This is a genomic window from Serratia sp. Res13-Sevr-LER1-36-b (assembly GCF_015673035.1).
In the GTDB taxonomy this organism is placed as follows: domain Bacteria; phylum Pseudomonadota; class Gammaproteobacteria; order Enterobacterales; family Enterobacteriaceae; genus Chania; species Chania fonticola_C.
Genome location: NZ_JADACK010000036.1, coordinates 1 through 16,135 on the forward strand (window position 1 = coordinate 1; position 16,135 = coordinate 16,135).

At 55.3% G+C, this 16,135-nt stretch carries 14 protein-coding genes; 10 read left to right on the forward strand and 4 right to left on the reverse strand.

The features are described 5' to 3' along the window. Window positions 1-418 precede the first annotated feature (418 nt). The 4 genes from IMQ33_RS20730 to IMQ33_RS20745 form a co-directional block, all read right to left on the reverse strand. The gene (locus IMQ33_RS20730; protein WP_173409260.1) at window positions 419-1,129 is read right to left on the reverse strand and encodes a flagellar brake protein; all 711 of its coding nucleotides are present in this window, start codon (window positions 1,127-1,129) and stop codon (window positions 419-421) included. 72 nt (window positions 1,130-1,201) lie between these two features. Then, window positions 1,202-1,984, reverse strand: coding sequence for an N-formylglutamate amidohydrolase (locus IMQ33_RS20735; RefSeq protein ID WP_196061596.1), 783 nt, complete (start codon window positions 1,982-1,984; stop codon window positions 1,202-1,204). Between the two features lie 174 nt (window positions 1,985-2,158). Continuing rightward, complete coding sequence (locus IMQ33_RS20740; RefSeq protein ID WP_186579816.1) at window positions 2,159-3,859, reverse strand: lysophospholipid acyltransferase family protein; 1,701 nt, start codon at window positions 3,857-3,859, stop codon at window positions 2,159-2,161. A gap of 126 nt (window positions 3,860-3,985) precedes the next feature. Then, window positions 3,986-5,647 carry a DUF4091 domain-containing protein gene (locus IMQ33_RS20745; RefSeq protein ID WP_196061597.1) on the reverse strand — a complete coding sequence of 554 codons (1,662 nt, stop codon included), beginning with the start codon at window positions 5,645-5,647 and terminating at the stop codon, window positions 3,986-3,988. Window positions 5,648-5,799: 152 nt separating this feature from the next. Between IMQ33_RS20745 and IMQ33_RS20750 the strand changes: the two genes are divergently transcribed. The 10 genes from IMQ33_RS20750 to IMQ33_RS20795 all read left to right on the forward strand — a co-directional run bounded on the left by IMQ33_RS20750 (window position 5,800) and on the right by IMQ33_RS20795 (window position 16,106). Beyond that, on the forward strand, window positions 5,800-6,057 hold the full coding sequence (locus IMQ33_RS20750) for a hypothetical protein (RefSeq protein WP_196061598.1): 258 nt from the start codon (window positions 5,800-5,802) through the stop codon (window positions 6,055-6,057). Between the two features lie 52 nt (window positions 6,058-6,109). Beyond that, the gene (locus IMQ33_RS20755; protein WP_065685788.1) at window positions 6,110-7,363 is read left to right on the forward strand and encodes a sugar ABC transporter substrate-binding protein; all 1,254 of its coding nucleotides are present in this window, start codon (window positions 6,110-6,112) and stop codon (window positions 7,361-7,363) included. Window positions 7,364-7,441: 78 nt separating this feature from the next. After that, window positions 7,442-8,383: a carbohydrate ABC transporter permease gene (locus tag IMQ33_RS20760; protein ID WP_098931052.1), complete on the forward strand. Its 942-nt coding sequence runs from the start codon at window positions 7,442-7,444 to the stop codon at window positions 8,381-8,383. A 10-nt stretch (window positions 8,384-8,393) separates the two neighbouring features. Beyond that, the gene (locus tag IMQ33_RS20765) at window positions 8,394-9,212 is read left to right on the forward strand and encodes a carbohydrate ABC transporter permease (protein WP_021177895.1); all 819 of its coding nucleotides are present in this window, start codon (window positions 8,394-8,396) and stop codon (window positions 9,210-9,212) included. Window positions 9,213-9,236: 24 nt separating this feature from the next. Continuing rightward, complete coding sequence (locus tag IMQ33_RS20770) at window positions 9,237-10,373, forward strand: ABC transporter ATP-binding protein (protein ID WP_196061599.1); 1,137 nt, start codon at window positions 9,237-9,239, stop codon at window positions 10,371-10,373. Between the two features lie 17 nt (window positions 10,374-10,390). Then, window positions 10,391-11,674: a Gfo/Idh/MocA family protein gene (locus IMQ33_RS20775; RefSeq protein WP_161740885.1), complete on the forward strand. Its 1,284-nt coding sequence runs from the start codon at window positions 10,391-10,393 to the stop codon at window positions 11,672-11,674. 19 nt (window positions 11,675-11,693) lie between these two features. Beyond that, window positions 11,694-12,602, forward strand: coding sequence for an ROK family protein (locus IMQ33_RS20780; RefSeq protein WP_196061615.1), 909 nt, complete (start codon window positions 11,694-11,696; stop codon window positions 12,600-12,602). A 333-nt stretch (window positions 12,603-12,935) separates the two neighbouring features. Continuing rightward, on the forward strand, window positions 12,936-13,706 hold the full coding sequence (gene agaR, locus IMQ33_RS20785) for a transcriptional repressor AgaR (RefSeq protein WP_196061600.1): 771 nt from the start codon (window positions 12,936-12,938) through the stop codon (window positions 13,704-13,706). A gap of 372 nt (window positions 13,707-14,078) precedes the next feature. Continuing rightward, window positions 14,079-15,242, forward strand: a complete 1,164-nt coding sequence (locus IMQ33_RS20790; RefSeq protein WP_186528876.1) for an SIS domain-containing protein — start codon at window positions 14,079-14,081, stop codon at window positions 15,240-15,242. A gap of 9 nt (window positions 15,243-15,251) precedes the next feature. Continuing rightward, the gene (locus IMQ33_RS20795) at window positions 15,252-16,106 is read left to right on the forward strand and encodes a tagatose bisphosphate family class II aldolase (protein ID WP_024486999.1); all 855 of its coding nucleotides are present in this window, start codon (window positions 15,252-15,254) and stop codon (window positions 16,104-16,106) included. Window positions 16,107-16,135 lie beyond the last annotated feature (29 nt).

Consider the following 16,135-nt stretch of genomic DNA (forward strand, 5'->3'; position numbering starts at 1 on the left):
TCAAAAGTGTCTTTGGCAATGTCGATACCGACGGTTGCATGTCCAGTCATTTCAAGTCTCCCGGCCTTGTAAGATACGGGCTGGCTGATGCCGCCCTGGCAGCTGTTCGGGTTAACAGGAAAACTGACGCTACGCCATAAGCTCTCCCGCGGGCTTGTTGTCCCAGAGGGGAAACGGGCTGTGGCGTCAGGTACAACTCGGTTAAAGTCTACCCGCCTTTGGGCGGGTAATTAAAGTGTCTTTAAACATACAAGGGGACCGATCGAGTAAGGCTGAAAGTAGAGTTATTCACCTTGAACACCGACTGACTCAACTTGGTTGCAGGGGCGAGTGAGGTTGCTGAAATTACCTCTGTACTTCCAAATTAGCAGGGGCTATCAGCTCCCTCTCCCTGTGGGAGAGGTTTGGGGTGAGGGGTTCAACGTTTTTTCTTTTTATTGAAATCCAATTCAAAAGCAAACACCGCGCTTTGAATTTTGCGTTCGGTCAGCATACCCATCTTGAGAAAACGGCAGGACAGGCGCATGAAATGATGCGCTTGGTCTTCATCAATATCATGATCTTGATTCACGGCAATCAGTTCCATATTCACCTTGAACTTGCCGTAATCCCCCAAATCCAGCTGAGCCTTATTAAACACCAGCCCCGGCTGCATATAGTCGGGTACCGCGCCATCAATACGCAAACCAACGCCACCCGGCGAAAGATCGTGGATACGCAGTTGATAAGGGGTGCCATCGCTGTGTTCACCGTTACAGAAGAATTCACGCCAATAAGGCGTGGTGATACGTAACTGGCGGCGACGCTGGATATAAACCAGCTGTTTCGGCAGACACGCCTCGTAAACCGGCATAGCGTTATGCTCGGTCAGCTGCGCCTGGTCAACGGAGAATTCGATTTTTGCATCGTGGTTTTCAATCACAATGCTGAATTTCCCACCGGAGATCTGCTCTGGAGCATTACAATCAAAGACGATGTTATCAGCGCCAACGCTCAATAATTGGCCGGTGAATTCATGTTGTTGATTAACGACACGCAGCGGCGTTCTTTGCTTATAGATGTCGCGTAAGATTGCCAGAACTTCAAAACGCTCCTGCTTGATAAACCGTCCGTTATCAATATGTTCCACCCGTCACTCCCAGCATTGTCCATCGACGCTAACGCTTTCCTTACGCAATCATCACCGCCATCAATACTAAAGTCAAATTTCCCAGCGTTGCCATAATAATGGCAATAGCCGGGCAAAACGAGCAGCCCATGCGGCCTGGCCTGCACTATCCCCGATTAAATCCTGGCGGATCTCGATGCCAACATAGGGTAATTCATGGCGTTCCGCATGCACCGGCAGCGTGTAGTCTGTCGCATCGGTCATCGCATAAGGCTCATTAATACCGACCTGTAAATCCCCTTCTGCACGCAGCAACTCCGCCAACAGCAGGGCAAATTGTGGCTGGCGGTTAAACAACAGCCCAACCTGCCACGGCCGCGCATCGCCTTTAAACACCGGCGTAAAGCTGTGCATAGCGATCACCGCGCAGGGTTGGTTATTGGCGCGGCGAGCTGCCAACGTGTGATTGATGGTCTGGTGATAAGGCTGAAAAATTTCCTGTTCACGGGCGCCCGCTTCGGCCGCGCTGATCCCTTGGTTGCCGGGAATTGGCGTGACTTCCGATAGCGCTGGGATCGAACTGGCAATCCCGGGCGTTCGGTTACAGTCGATCACCAAACGCGAGTAATGCTGATGGATTAATGTCGCATCCAACTGTTGGGCCAGCAGGCGGGAAACTGCCAGCGCACCAATATCCCAGCCGATATGTCGATCGATATCGCCGCTGGCCAGACCAAGATCGCCCAGACGTTTTGGGATGGCCTGCCCCGCGTGATCGCACAGCAGTAAGAAAGGAGAAGTCGCCTGTGGCAGCTCAACGCTCACGGCCGCAGGCTCATCGGCAGACAACAAGGTTGGGGTATAGGGGTGATACATAGGGCACTCCGGCGCGAGAAAGCGCTAATTCTAGGCGATCCTCTCGCCGGCTACCAATTTCCCATGGGAGAATTTGGCGCGGCCGCACTTTCGGTCAAAATGGAGCCGGTGTGTCATGATCCATTGATTTTATGAATGGGCGCAACATGTGCCGCCCTCACGTTGTGAGCCGATCTAAAGATGAACGGCAATATAGCGCTGATAGCGGGCAGGCTTCAGCCGCGTCAGGTCGACCAACACTAAACCATCGATACAGTGGTTAAACGCCGGATCGGTACCGAAGTCGATAAACTGCACACCACCGGGCTCACACAGCTCGGTGTATTGCTTGTACAAGGTCGGGATCGAACAGCCGAGGTTACTCAACAGGCTTTTCAGGCGCAGCAAATCTTGCTGATAATCATCACCGGCGAACTGGGCCAATACCTGCGGCAAAGAGGCCGGATAAGGCTGCCGTGACTGAGCCATAGCATGGTCTGGAGAGAAATAGAGGCGATAGAAAGCAATCAGCAAATCGCGAGCGGCAACCGGCATACCACCTGAAATCGACACCGGGCCAAACAGGTAACGATACTGCGGATATTTGGCCAGATAGGCACCAATGCCGAGCCACAGGTAATCCAGACCGCGCTTCCCCCAATAGGCCGGTTGAATAAAGCTGCGGCCCAACTCAATCCCTTGTTCAAGGATTGGGGTCATATCGCGATCGTAATGGAACAGGCTGTTGCTATAGATGCCGTCCAGTCCTTTACTGGCCAACTGCGGTGCAGTGGGGATAAAGCGATAGGCTCCGATAATCTCCAGTTCCTCCTCATCCCACAGCACCAGGTGATAATAATCGTCGTCATAGCTGTCTAAATCACGCCGCCGCCCCGAACCTTCGCCCACGGCACGGAAAGCGATCTCACGCAGACGGCCAAGCTCCCGCAGGATCGGTGTTCTGGCCTCCCCCTGTCGGCGATAAAGGAAAATGGTTTTTCCATCCGGCGTAACCCCCAGACGCTCGCAGGCAGCCAACGCTTTTTTCAACTCGAGGCGATCCTCCGCCAAAGCGATGGCCGATTCGCTGGTAAACAGCCCCGGTTTCCCCTGACCAAGCCGATAAACATGGCGGCGGAAACGTTCGGCAAGATCGCGTGCTTGAGTATGGCCATCGTGCCAATGGGCAAATGGAATGCGCCCGCCGATGCGGATTTTGATCCGTCCGCCCCGCTGTTTGAACATCTCACGCACCAACAGCAAGGTGGATAACGGGCGATAAATCAGCGAGGTCAAATAGAACAGGCCGCTGTTTCGGGCGCTGATATGGATGGGAACGATCGGCACACGAGCCTTGGCGGCTAGCCGCAGGAATCCGGTATGCCAGTGACCATCGCGTATCCCTTTGGGACTCATGCGGGATACTTCCCCCGCCGGGAACAGGATCAGCACACCCTGATTATCCAATTGAGCCTGCATGGCTGCAATCTGCTGGCGGTTGGTACGGTTACCCAGGTTATCAACCGGCACAAACAGATTGCGTAAGGGTTCAATACAGCTCAGCAGCTGGTTGGCCACTACCTTGACGTCTGGCCGAACCGCCGCCACCGTCCGCAGCAGTACCAAACCGTCCAGCGAACCAATGGGATGGTTGGCAACCAACACCACCGGGCCTTGGCTGGGGATGTTTTCCAGATCCCCATCCACCAGTTCACAGCTCAAATTAAAGTAGTCCACCACCTGCTCAATCAGATCCAATCCTTTCAGGTGCGGATAGTCGGCAGCAAACTGTTTGAATTCTTTTTCGCGCAGTAAGGTTCTTAGCAGGCTACGCTGCCAGGCTGGGGGAGAACGCTGTGGGAAGACATCTTGCAGCAGGCTATCCAAAGTAAACATCGGGTCATCTCCTGGCCTAGTCGCTGCAAACTTAAGCCAGCGCCATGACCTGAACATGACCGTTTGATGACGAAAAGATGAAATCAAAAGCCAGGGGCGAACATGCTCACCCCTCTACCCTCTAGTTTACAGAGCCGCTTCAATACAGGCGTTAACCTGTTCCCGCAGCCGCAGTAGCGCAGAAGCCTGGTGAGGATAACGTTTGAAAGTGATGCGCATCCCCAGTTCCTGATCGATCAACTGCTCCACCGTGGCACGATTGGTCAGGCTCTCCAGCAGCTGCAATGCCCGCAGATCCTGTAGCCCCTGATGGAACACCCGCAAACGCAGCGATTCTATCGGCATAAAATTCGGCCCTGGATAAACCACAAAAGGATCGCCAGAGGGGAAGGCGTTGCCGCTGTCGGTTACCGCATAGGGATTCAGTTTCTCCCGGGAATGGCTACTATTATAGAAGTTGTAGCCCCAGTGGAGGAAACCGCTGATGTTATAGAGGTAAAGCTGGATACCCAGAATGCGGTTGCGGGCCGAAGGCTGAGCAAAGAAGCGGTTGGCCACCTCGGTTCTTTGCACGCAGCAGTAATAGGCCCACAGCTGCGGGGTTTGATGCTCGAGGAACGGCTCGATATGATCGGTGGCGACTACCGGAGTTTCTACCAGCCCACGCTGATAGAAGTCAAAGTCGGAGAGCGCATCGAAAGTGCGGAACCCGTCCAGCAAGGGCCGCAGTGAATCGCTGGCACGTTGGTAGGCGGCGATATTTTCCAGTTTAGGTTCATCCGAAATGTGGAACCACACCTGTCGTTGCAAATCCCGCGCCCGGAACCAGCCGGTTAACGCTGGCATCAATGCCCGCAGAAACTGCTGATATTCGCTGCCGTGGGCATCGGTATGCCAACCAAACAGCGGCTGGGTTTCCCCCGCAACCTCAACCATAATTTTGGGCGCATGCGCCGCGCCCCATTGGGTAAACAGGTGAGCAATTTCGAAGTGTTCGATCCCCTCCTCCTGCGCCAATGCTACCCACTGCGCCAACCGTTCAAAATCAAATTGGTAACCTGCAACGGTGCGTTTTACCCCAACCAGCTGCACGGTGGTGCGTTCGCCGCCGATGGCGGTATCCAGCGGCGGCGTAAAGATTGGCGTTAGCAGCATATTCACGCCGTTTGCCACCGCGTTACGCACCAGGTTGCGCACCGCCAGCCAGTATTGCGGGCTGAACACCGCAATCTGATAATAGTCCGCCAGACAGTCGGTATGTAACCATTCGGTATGGAGCAGCCTCTGTTTTGGCAACGCGGCAGGTACCACATGCAGCGTCATGCTGGCTGCGGCCAACTCTTCCCCCGTTTCTTGATCGAACAGCCGCAGCGTTAGCGGATAGTCGCCACCGGCAATACCCTGCGCTGGCGGCGTAAAGGTCAGCCACAGGCTGGCGTAATAACGGCAGGCGGCAAAAAAACGCCGATCCTGAATGGGCATTAGCGGGTCGGGAAATAGGCCAGGCTCGGTCGTCAGATAGTTCTCATCAGCCTCGGCATAGCAGGGAAAATGGCTGGGCACCGACTGCACATGGCGCACGCTGATATCATCGGCCAATTCCCCCTCAAGTTGATAACGTAATTCCCGACGGGTTTCATTATCCTCACGGTACAGACAATACACACCTTGCCATGAGAGGCTTTCATTATTCAGGCAACTGAATTGGTTTTGCTGTTCTACCTGCGGTGCGGCTTGGCGATGGAATATCTTCTCCAGGCAATGGATAAATAGTAGCGTGAGACGCATAATAGCTGCCCTGTTTTTATTTATGGTGAGATTGAATTAATTTCAGGCTAGCGCGTTTTTTCGCCACAGGCAATATAGGCCAACAAAAAAAGCCAGCAAAATCCCTCTCGCCCAGCAAAAAAATAATTTTTTTGTTTATTTGCATCACAAAAATGAAAGATGCCGTGGCCTGCACAATAAAAACGTTTTTAATCCCCATTATGGTGCAAGGGTTATCAGTTAATCCTATGACCCCAGCAAGCCATAACTGCCGCCCGACAACGGATTTTCGCCCTTCGACATTAACAATTCATCAACAAAAAAGGCTTTCGGTTGTTGGCTTTGACCTTTCGTTGTTAACAACAGTGAAAGATACACGCCCCATTTTTGGGCAAAATGGCTGCATTGACACATTGAAAGTTAAGGGATAGAAAGAAATCACGTTCACCAAAAAATGTATTCGCCGACACCGAGGGTAAAGCAATGTCACCTAGAAAAAACGCCGGACGTTTTCTGTTGCATTCCGCTGTTGCAGCCGCTTTATTGTTGCCGACCATGTTATATGCCGCCGACCAGATAACGTTACGTTATGCGGTTTGGGATCGAAACCAATTACCGGCCGAACAGGAAATTGCCAAGCGATTTGAGCAGGCCAACCCGAATATCAAAGTGGAAATAGAATTAACCCCCGCCGCACAATACTTTGTTAAATTAGACTCCGCCGCCGCCGGTGGTGTCGCGCCAGATATATTCTGGATTAATATGCCCTATTTTGTGCAATATGCCAAAAACGGCATTATGCAGCCGCTGGGCGATTATTTAAAAGACGGCACGGTCAATCTGGATAATATCGTTGCCAGCTCCGTTAAGGCTTATCAATACGACGGCCAGCAGATGGCCATCCCGCGCGACGTCGACTCCATCGCCGTGTGGTACAACAAAAAACTGTTCGATCAGGCTGGCGTCAGCTATCCCACCAGCGACTGGACCTGGGACGACATGAAGAAAAAGGCCGCCGAATTGCAAACCGGCCTGAAGGGCAGCGCCTTCCCGCTAGTGATGGATCTCAGCATCGACGGCCAGGACAGCTATATGAACCTGCTGTTCCAGAAAGGCAATCATATCGTGCCAAAAAATGGCCAACCCACCGATATCGCCAACGACAACGCCATCTGGGTCTACCAGCAGTTACAAGGGATGATGAAAGACGGCCTGATGCCGACCGCCCAACAGATGAGCGAAGTGAAGACCGAGAACATCTTCCAGTCCAACCGCGCCGCCATGGTGTATGCCGGTTCCTGGCTGGCCGCACCGTTCGCCAACAATCCGCTGATCAACGAGCACATCGGCGTGGTGATGATGCCGAAAATCGAGCGCCAGTCTGGCGTGGCCCACAGCCTGGCCTATGCCATGTCCGCCAAGAGCGATCACAAGCAGGAAGCCTGGAAGTACATCGAATTTATGAGCAGCGAAGCCTCGCAGGCCACCCTGGCGAAGGTGGTGATCCCGGCCAACAAGGTCGCGGCTAAAGCCTGGGCGGAGGAAGTCAAAAAGGTTGACGTCACTCCGTACATCCAAACGCTGGAGGTGACCGAGGCCTACCCAACCGCAGGCACCAACACGCCTAAGTGGCAAAACATGTGGATTGGCAGCCTGAAGAAAATCTTTATGGGCGCGGATGCCCGTACGGAAATGGATAAATCGATCAAGAAGATCGAACGCATCATGGAGCAGTAATTCCCCCCGTTGCGGCCTGCCTGCCCGAAGACAGGTCGCAGCGGAAACACTGAGCAGCCAAAGGTGAGGAATGGCGACATGTCGCTGGCAGAAACGGCTACGGCCAATATAAAACAGGCAAAGAGCAAACCTCGTGCCGCATTAAGCCGCCTGGAGCGAGCCGAACGCTTCTGGGGCTGGGTGATGATCCTGCCGCTGGTGATCGGCCTGACGGTGTTTTACTTCATCCCGTTTTTACAGAACATTTTTTACAGCTTTACCGACCTCAACCAGTTTATGAGCTGGACGACCATCAGCTTTGACAATTACATCAACCTGTTTGAGGACGATGACTTCTATACCGCCGCCTTCAACACCCTGTTTTATGTGGTGGTGTGCGTGCCGGTGATCTTGCTGCTGTCGTTGCTGCTGGCGATTGGGCTGAACCAGAACATTCGTGGCAAGGCGCTGTTGCGCACCCTGCTGTTCTTACCGGCGGTGACCATGCCCGCCGCCGTGGCAATGGTGTGGCAGTGGCTGTTCAACAAGGATTTTGGCCTGATTAACCAAGGACTAAACCTGCTGCACATTGCGCCGGTCGCCTGGCTGTCCGATCCGGACGTGGTACGCATCAGCGTGTCCATCATCATTATCTGGTCGTCGCTGGCGCTGAAAATCATCATCCTGCTGGCCGGTTTGCAAAGCATCCCCCGCCAGCTGTATGAAGCCGCCGATATCGACGGTATCAGCACCCTGCGCCGCTTCTTCTTTATCACGCTGCCGATGATGGTACCGACGCTGTTCTTTGTGTCGGTGATGAGCTTTATCGAGATCCTGCAAATCTTTGACGTGGTGTTCCTGATGTTCGACCGCGCCCTGGTGGAGGGTGACGTGATGACCATCACCAACCTGTTCTACAAATACGCCTTCTATCTGCAAGAGAAAGGTTATGCCTCTGCCATTACCGTGGTGCTGTTCGCCGTGACGCTGGTGATCACGCTTGTGCAGATGGCGATCGGCAAACGCCTGAGAGTGAGCTGAGGATCCATTGATGACGATAAGCAAACAAGCCCTGGTCTATCTGTTTATGACGCTAGCGGCGCTGGCCTCGGTGGTGCCCTTTATCTGGATGCTGGTGACCTCGCTGAAAACCCAGGCCGAAAGCATTCAGATCCCGCTGACCCTGCTGCCGGAAAACCCCAGCTTGCAGGCCTACGGCAAGATCATGCGTGAGATCCCTTTTGCGGATTTTTATATCAACTCGCTGCTGGCCACCTTCTCCACGGTGACGCTGCAAATGGTGATCGCCACCATGGCCGCGTATGGCTTCTCCCGCCTGCACTTTCGTGGCCGTGACGCGGTGTTCCTGGTGTGCATCTCGATCCTGATGGTGCCCGGCCAGGCATTTCTAATCCCGCAGTTCCTGGTAGTGCAGAAAATGGGGCTGGTTAACAGCATTACCGGCCTGGTGCTGCCGGGGATCTTCAGCATTTATGCCACTTTCCTGCTGCGGCAGTTCTTCCTGGCGGTACCTAAGGAGATGGAAGAAGCGGCGCTGATCGACGGCTACAGCTACTTCGCCATCTTCTGGCGCATCATGCTGCCGCTGATCCGCCCCGGCATCATCGCCTGCATCATCATTAACGGTTTGTGGAGCTGGAATAACCTGATGTGGCCGCTGATCGTCAACACCACCACCGAGAAATTGACGCTGCCGGTGGGGCTGGCTTCGCTGTCCAGCCGTGCCGGAGTGGAATACCCGCTGCTGATGGCCGGTGCCTTGATGGCGGTGATCCCGATGCTGATGCTGTTCATTCTTTTCCAACGTTATTTCATCCAGGGCATCGCCAGCGCTGGCGTTAAAGGCTAACCGCGAACAATAAGGTAAACAGACATGGCCGGTATTCAATTATACAGTGTGAAAAAGGTCTATCCCAACGGTTTCCGGGCGTTGCATGGCGTGGATCTGGATATCAAGGACGGTGAGTTTATGGTGTTTGTCGGGCCTTCCGGCTGCGCCAAATCCACCCTGTTGCGCATGATCGCCGGGCTGGAAAGCGTCAGTGAAGGCCAAATCATGATCCACGACCGCTGCGTTAACGACACCATGCCCAAAGATCGCGGCATCGCGATGGTGTTTCAGAACTATGCGCTCTATCCGCATATGACCGTCTACAAGAACATGGCCTTTGGTCTGATTGGTAAAGAGAGCAAGGCTGAGATCGACCGGCGGGTGCAGGATGCCGCCGAGAAGCTGGAAATCACCAACCTGCTGCACCGCAAACCCGGCCAGCTCTCCGGTGGCCAGTGCCAGCGTGTGGCGGTTGGGCGGGCCATCGTGCGTAAACCCAAGGTGTTCTTGTTCGACGAGCCGCTCTCCAACCTGGATGCCAAATTGCGCGTCTCCATGCGTGTGCAGCTCATCGAACTGCATAACCGACTGAAACAAGAAGGCGCCGCCGCCACCATGGTGTATGTGACGCACGATCAGGTCGAGGCGATGACCATGGGCGACCGCATCTGCGTGATGAACCGGGGCACCATCATGCAGGTAGACAAGCCGATCAACCTGTATCACCACCCCGCCAACCGCTTTGTCGCCGAGTTTATCGGCAGCCCGTCGATGAACCTGCACGATCTGGACTTGCTGCGTAATGCTCAGGGAACACAGCTGCGTATCGACGATCGCTATCTGCTGACCCTGCCGCCCGCGCTGGAAAAGCAGTTGGAAAACTATCCGCACCAGCGCGTTTGCCTGGGTATTCGCCCTGAAGCCCTGCGCCTGTGCGCTGCCGGTACCCAAAACTGTTTCCCGGCCCGTATCGCCACCATCGAACGCATGGGTAACGAAGAGTTGCTGCACTGTGAACTGGCCGGATTACGCTTCGTGCTGCGGATTGCGTCTCAGCCGGACTGGGAACCGAGCATCGGCGAACAGATCCATTTGACGTTTGATTTGGCCCGCGCCCACCTGTTCGATCAGGCCAGCGGTGACAACCTGAATAATAACTCTACCCAGTCACTGGGATAATTTGGGAGTACTTTGCAATGTCGTCAGCTCAACCTAATGACTATACCGGACGCCCGGTACGCGTGTTGGTGATTGGTGCCGGTGCTCGTGGGGAAATTTATTCCCGCTATGCGCTCGCCCATCCAGAATTGATGCAAGTGGTGGCGGTCGCAGAGCCGCGCGATACCTATCGCCAGCAGTTTGTAGCCCAGCATGGTATCTCGCCCGAAAACGTGTTTACCGACTGGCAGCAGGCCGTAGCGGCGGGCAAACTGGCCGATGCGGTGATGATTTGTACCCAGGACACTCTGCATCTGGCTCCGGCCCTGGCCTTCGCCAAACAGGGTTACCACATGCTGTTGGAAAAACCGCTGTCGCCGGACGCGAGTGAGTGCCGCACCATCGTTGAAGAAGTCGAGCGCCAGGGGATCATCTTCTCCGTTGGGCACGTGCTGCGCTATACCCGCTATACCCAGAAACTCAAGCAACTGCTGCGCGATAAGGTCATCGGCGACATCGTTAGCCTGCAGCATCTGGAGCCGGTGGGCTATTGGCATCAGGCCCACTCTTTCGTGCGCGGTAACTGGCGCAATGACCAGCAAGCGGCCTTTATGCTGTTGCAAAAATCCTGTCACGATATCGACTGGATCCGTTACGTGATGGATACCCCTTGCGAACAGGTCAGCTCATTTGGTGGGTTACGCCACTTCCGCCAGGAAAACCAGCCTCAAGGCGCAGCGGATAACTGCCTGGACTGCAACGTTGAGGCTGAATGCCCCTATTCCGCCAAACGCATCTACCTTGGCGATAATCACAAGGCAACACCGGGTTTCCTGCGGGTGCTGACGCCGGAAGTCGATCAGGAGCATCTGGTCGCCGCGCTGCGCAACGGCCCGTATGGCCGCTGTGTCTACCGCTGTGATAACAACGTGGTGGATCATCAGGTGGTGAATATGCAGTTTAGCGGTGGCCGCACCGCCGCCTTTACCATGACCGCCTTCACCAAAATGGAAGATCGCAAAACGCGCATTTTTGGCAGCCAGGGATGTCTGGAGGGCGATGGCCGCTACATCCGCATCACCTCCTTCCTTGACGACCGCGAAACGCTGTATGACGTGGATGAAGCCGAAGATTTGCACACCATGTCTGGCCACGGCGGCGGCGATTATTATCTGATGCAGCATTTTATCGCCGCCGTGCGCGCCAACGATCCTTCACAAGTGTTGTCTGGCCCGCAGGAAACTTTGCAGAGCCACCTGATGGTCTTTGCCGCCGAACGCGCCCGCAGGGAAAACGCCGTCATCACCTTGGGCGAGGAGTAAAGCCGTGGCTACTCATGCTATGCGTTACGGTTTTGATATTGGCGGCACCAAAATCGAAATGGCCGCCTATGACGCCCAGTTGAATCAGGTGCTGTGCCAGCGCGTCAGTACGCCCACCGGTGACTACCGCGAGTTTCTCGCCTGCATCGCGCAGTTGGTCAGCCAAGCCGATCGCAGCCTGCACACCCAAGGCAGCATAGGCATTGGCTTGCCGGGGATCACCGACCCACGCAGCCGCAAGCAGTTGGCGGTAAACGTACCCTGCCTGACCGGCCACTGTCTGGCGGACGATCTGACCCAAGAGCTGTCGCGACCGGTAGAGATTGAAAACGATTGCCGCTGTTTTGCACTTTCGGAGGCCAGCACGCCCCAGACCGAACGGTTGGAAGTGGTATTTGGTGCCATCATCGGTACCGGCGCTGGCGGTGGGCTGGTGATGAACAAACGGCTACACAAGGGCCGCAATGGGCTGGCTGGCGAATGGGGGCATACGCCTATCTCGGCCCAGTTGGCGCAGCGTTACGATCTGCCGCTGTTTGTCTGCAACTGCGGTCTGACCGGCTGTTTTGAGCGTTACGTCTCCGGCAGCGGTCTGCTGGCCCTGAGCCAACACTTTGGCCATAGCGCGGCCAACGTCCCGGCACTGATCGCCAGTTACCGTCAGGACGATCCATTAGCGCAACACCTGATGGGGATCTACATCGATATCCTGGCCAGCGCGTTGGCCAGCCTGCAACTGCTGCTGGATGTGGATGCTTTCGTGTTAGGGGGCGGGCTTTCTAACGTGAGTGAACTCTATGCACAGTTGCCCGCCGCGATGTGCCGCTGGCTACTGCCAGGGACGGAACCCGCGATGGTTTATCCCCCAGTGTATGGCGACAGCAGCGGCGTACGTGGTGCGGCACTGTTGCGCCAAAGCTGGCAATAAAAAATTTAAGGAAAGCTCACCCGCATTATTCACCGTGGGTAGCTTTCATCCACGACGGAATTAATTGGCGCCTCCACGGAGATATTAGCCGAATAAATAAGGCATTACCGGTTTTCAGTTTATTTTCATGCTGCTTTCAGTTGATGACCAACCGAAAGATATCATGACAATAACCAATTGAAATATAAGATTATATTTAAATTTTTCCATTGCGTTGCGCGGTTTCGTTTGCTGTAATTTGCAACGAAAGACTGAAAATACGCCTGTAACGGTTGCTGTGGCCCCTATGCCACGGCCGGGGTTTGCTACGGGTAAATCAGGAGTCAGCTATTCATGATCAATACCGTAAAACGGCGGGAATTAATTATCGACCAGCTATGCCGTGAGGGCACGGTACGCGTGGAGCAATTGAGCAGCCAGTTTGCCGTCTCTACCGTCACCATTCGCAGCGATCTGCGCCATCTGGAAAAAAGTGGCTGTGCGGTACGGGCCTACGGCGGCGCGATGCTCAATAAACAGTTCGCCTTCGATCGCCCGCTACAGGACAAGGGGCGCATCAACCGCGATGTGAAATTCGCCATTGCCTGTGCCGCCGCCGCGTTAGTGAACGACGGTGATGCGATCATTCTCGACTCGGGTTCCACCACTAGCCAGATGGCTACCCAGTTGGCTGGTAAGAAAGACCTGGTGGTCATGACCAACGCCTTGAATATCGCCTTCGAATTGGCCAGTAACGAACAGGTGGATTTGATGGTGGTCGGCGGCAGCGTACGGCGCAAGTCTTGGTCGCTGTACGGTCCTGCTGCCGAGCAGCATATTCGCCAATATCGCTTTGATAAGTTCTTCCTCGGCGTTGACGGCTTTGATTTGGTGGGTGGTATCACCACGCCAGATCCCGGTGAGGCGCAGCTCAACCGCGCCATGTGTGAAGTGGCTCGCGAAGTGATTGCAGTGGTTGACGCCAGCAAGTTTGGCCGCAGCAGCTTCTGCATGATCCGCGAGATCGGCCAGATCCACCGATTGGTTACCGACAGCCGCATTCCGGCCAACTACCTGCAAGCACTGCAAAATCTGGGGGTCCAGGTGATTATCGCCGACCAATGAATCGCCCCTCACCCCAACCCTCTCCCACAGGGAGAGGGAGCTGGTACGGCGCAGCCGTCAGGTACAGAGGCTACTTCGAAAGCAGGCAGTTATACGGCATGAACGGAACGGTGGTCAGGTCCAGGAGTATTAGGCATCCGTGTTCGCCCCCTCACCCCAACCCTCTCCCTCAAGGGAGAGGGAGCTGATACGGAGCAGCCGTCAGATGCAGGAGCTAGTGTGTGGTGAGCGCAGGAGTTGGCCGGTGGCACGGTTCGATCCCCTCTCCCTGTGGGAGAGGGTTAGGGTGAGGGGCAGCAACAGCACCGGACCCTCCGCATCCACAGGTATTTATAGCGTATTAACCGTTTTATTTTTTAAGGAGTTACCATCATGACAGGTTATTTTTCTTACGATGCGGACTGGCTGGAGCAACATCATGCGCTGCATACCGCCCGTGAGATTTGGCAGCAACCGGATCTTTGGGCTGCCTTGCACCAGCAGTTGGTCGCCCAACAGGAGCAATGCTCCGCTTTCCTGACGCCGCTGCTGCAAAACCCACGCCTGCAGATTGTGCTGTGCGGTGCTGGCAGTTCAGCCTTTGCTGGTCGGGCCTTGGCCCCATGGCTGAGAGAAAAAACCGGCCGAGATGTTGCGGCCTATGGCACCACCGATATCGTCGCCAATCCGCAGCAGTTTCTCGATCCATCACGCCCGACGCTGCTGGTCTCTTTCGCCCGTTCCGGCAACAGCCCGGAAAGCGTCGCCTCGGTGGCGCTGGCAGATCAACTGCTCCCCCAGTGCTATCACCTGATGCTGGTGTGCAACCCGGACAGCCAGTTGGCCAACTACGCGCACGGCCGTAAGAACGTCTGTGCCCTGGTGATGCCACAGGGCTCAAACGACCAGAGCTTTGCCATGACTTCCAGCTTCAGCTGCATGATGCTCAGCACCGCGCTGCTGTTAGGCCCCTATTCCCTGGACGCCGCCAAGCAACCACTGGTGCAAATGATCGAGCGCTGTAGAGAACTGCGTGAAACGCTGCAATCCCAAGTAAAAAACCTGGCCAGCAGCGGCTTTAACCGTTACATCGTGCTCGGCAGTAGCTGTTTCACCGGCCTGGCGGAGGAAGCCTCGCTGAAAATGCTGGAACTGACCGCCGGGCAGATCGTCACCCGCTACGACTCGCCACTGGGCCTGCGTCACGGCCCTAAATTTATGGTCGATCCACAGACGTTGGTGCTGCTGATGCTCTCCAGCAACCGCTATACCGAGCGTTATGAGCAGGATCTGTGGGACGAACTCCAGCGCGACGGTTTGGCCAAACAAATGGTTGGCCTTGGTAACTCGCCAACAGAGAAAACGGGCCAGTCCGATTTGCATCATGCCGACGACGATATCTGGCTGTTATTCCCCTATCTGCTGTTCGCCCAAATGCTGGCGTTTGAAACCTCGCTGGCGCGCGGCCTGACTCCGGATAACCCTTGTCCAACCGGAGAAGTCAACCGCGTGGTAAAAGGCGTGACCATTTATCCCTACTCTGCTACCGAGCTGTAAGGAGCCGTTATGTATCTGATATCCAACCGTGAAATGCTGTTGAAAGCACAAAGGCAGGGCTATGCCGTACCGGCGTTCAACGTCCACAATCTTGAAACGGTGCAGGTAGTGGCAGAAACCGCCGCCGAACTGCAATCCCCGGTGATCATGGCCGGGACACCAGGCACCTTCAGCTATGCGGGTACCGACTATCTGGTGGGAATTTGCCGTTCGGCAGCCCAGCGCCATGACCTGCCGCTGGCACTGCATCTGGACCATCACGAAGAACTCGAGGATATCGCCACCAAGGTCAGAGCCGGGATCCGTTCGGTAATGATCGATGGCTCGCACCTGCCTTTTGAGCAGAACATCGCGTTGGTTGCGCAAGCCGTCGCGTTATGCCATCGCTATGGGGCCAGCGTAGAGGCGGAGCTGGGCCGCCTGGGTGGCCAGGAAGACGATCTGATTGTCGATGCCGCAGACGGCTTTTATACCGACCCCAAAGCCGCCCGCGAGTTTGTCGCGGCGACCGGGATCGACTCCCTCGCCGTCGCCATCGGTTCGGCTCATGGGCTGTACCACGGGGAGCCCAAGCTGGATTTTGACCGTCTGGCGCTGATCCGCGAACAGCTGGAGATCCCGTTGGTGCTGCACGGTGCCTCCGGTATCCCGGAAGCGATGGTCAAGCGAGCCATCTCGCTGGGGGTGTGTAAGGTGAACGTGGCGACCGAACTCAAAATCGCCTTTGCCGATGCGGTGAAGAGCTATTTCTCGCAGCATCCGGAGGCCAACGATCCGCGTAAATACATCGTCCCGGGTAAATTGGCGATGAAAGAAGTGGTAGCAGAAAAGATCCGTATCTGTGGCAGCGCAGGGATGTTGTAACTCTAAAGAGTAAGATCAAGGGCCGCAGA

Excerpts from the sequence above, each read along its gene's own strand:
- IMQ33_RS20735 (WP_196061596.1), bottom strand. The coding sequence starts at position 1,984 with ATGTATCACCCCTATACCCCAACCTTGTTGTCTGCCGATGAGCCTGCG.
- IMQ33_RS20740 (WP_186579816.1), bottom strand. The coding sequence starts at position 3,859 with ATGTTTACTTTGGATAGCCTGCTGCAAGATGTCTTCCCACAGCGTTCT.
- IMQ33_RS20745 (WP_196061597.1), bottom strand. The coding sequence starts at position 5,647 with ATGCGTCTCACGCTACTATTTATCCATTGCCTGGAGAAGATATTCCAT.
- IMQ33_RS20750 (WP_196061598.1), top strand. The coding sequence starts at position 5,800 with ATGAAAGATGCCGTGGCCTGCACAATAAAAACGTTTTTAATCCCCATT.
- IMQ33_RS20755 (WP_065685788.1), top strand. The coding sequence starts at position 6,110 with ATGTCACCTAGAAAAAACGCCGGACGTTTTCTGTTGCATTCCGCTGTT.
- IMQ33_RS20760 (WP_098931052.1), top strand. The coding sequence starts at position 7,442 with ATGTCGCTGGCAGAAACGGCTACGGCCAATATAAAACAGGCAAAGAGC.
- IMQ33_RS20765 (WP_021177895.1), top strand. The coding sequence starts at position 8,394 with ATGACGATAAGCAAACAAGCCCTGGTCTATCTGTTTATGACGCTAGCG.
- IMQ33_RS20770 (WP_196061599.1), top strand. The coding sequence starts at position 9,237 with ATGGCCGGTATTCAATTATACAGTGTGAAAAAGGTCTATCCCAACGGT.
- IMQ33_RS20775 (WP_161740885.1), top strand. The coding sequence starts at position 10,391 with ATGTCGTCAGCTCAACCTAATGACTATACCGGACGCCCGGTACGCGTG.
- IMQ33_RS20780 (WP_196061615.1), top strand. The coding sequence starts at position 11,694 with ATGCGTTACGGTTTTGATATTGGCGGCACCAAAATCGAAATGGCCGCC.
- agaR (WP_196061600.1), top strand. The coding sequence starts at position 12,936 with ATGATCAATACCGTAAAACGGCGGGAATTAATTATCGACCAGCTATGC.
- IMQ33_RS20790 (WP_186528876.1), top strand. The coding sequence starts at position 14,079 with ATGACAGGTTATTTTTCTTACGATGCGGACTGGCTGGAGCAACATCAT.
- IMQ33_RS20795 (WP_024486999.1), top strand. The coding sequence starts at position 15,252 with ATGTATCTGATATCCAACCGTGAAATGCTGTTGAAAGCACAAAGGCAG.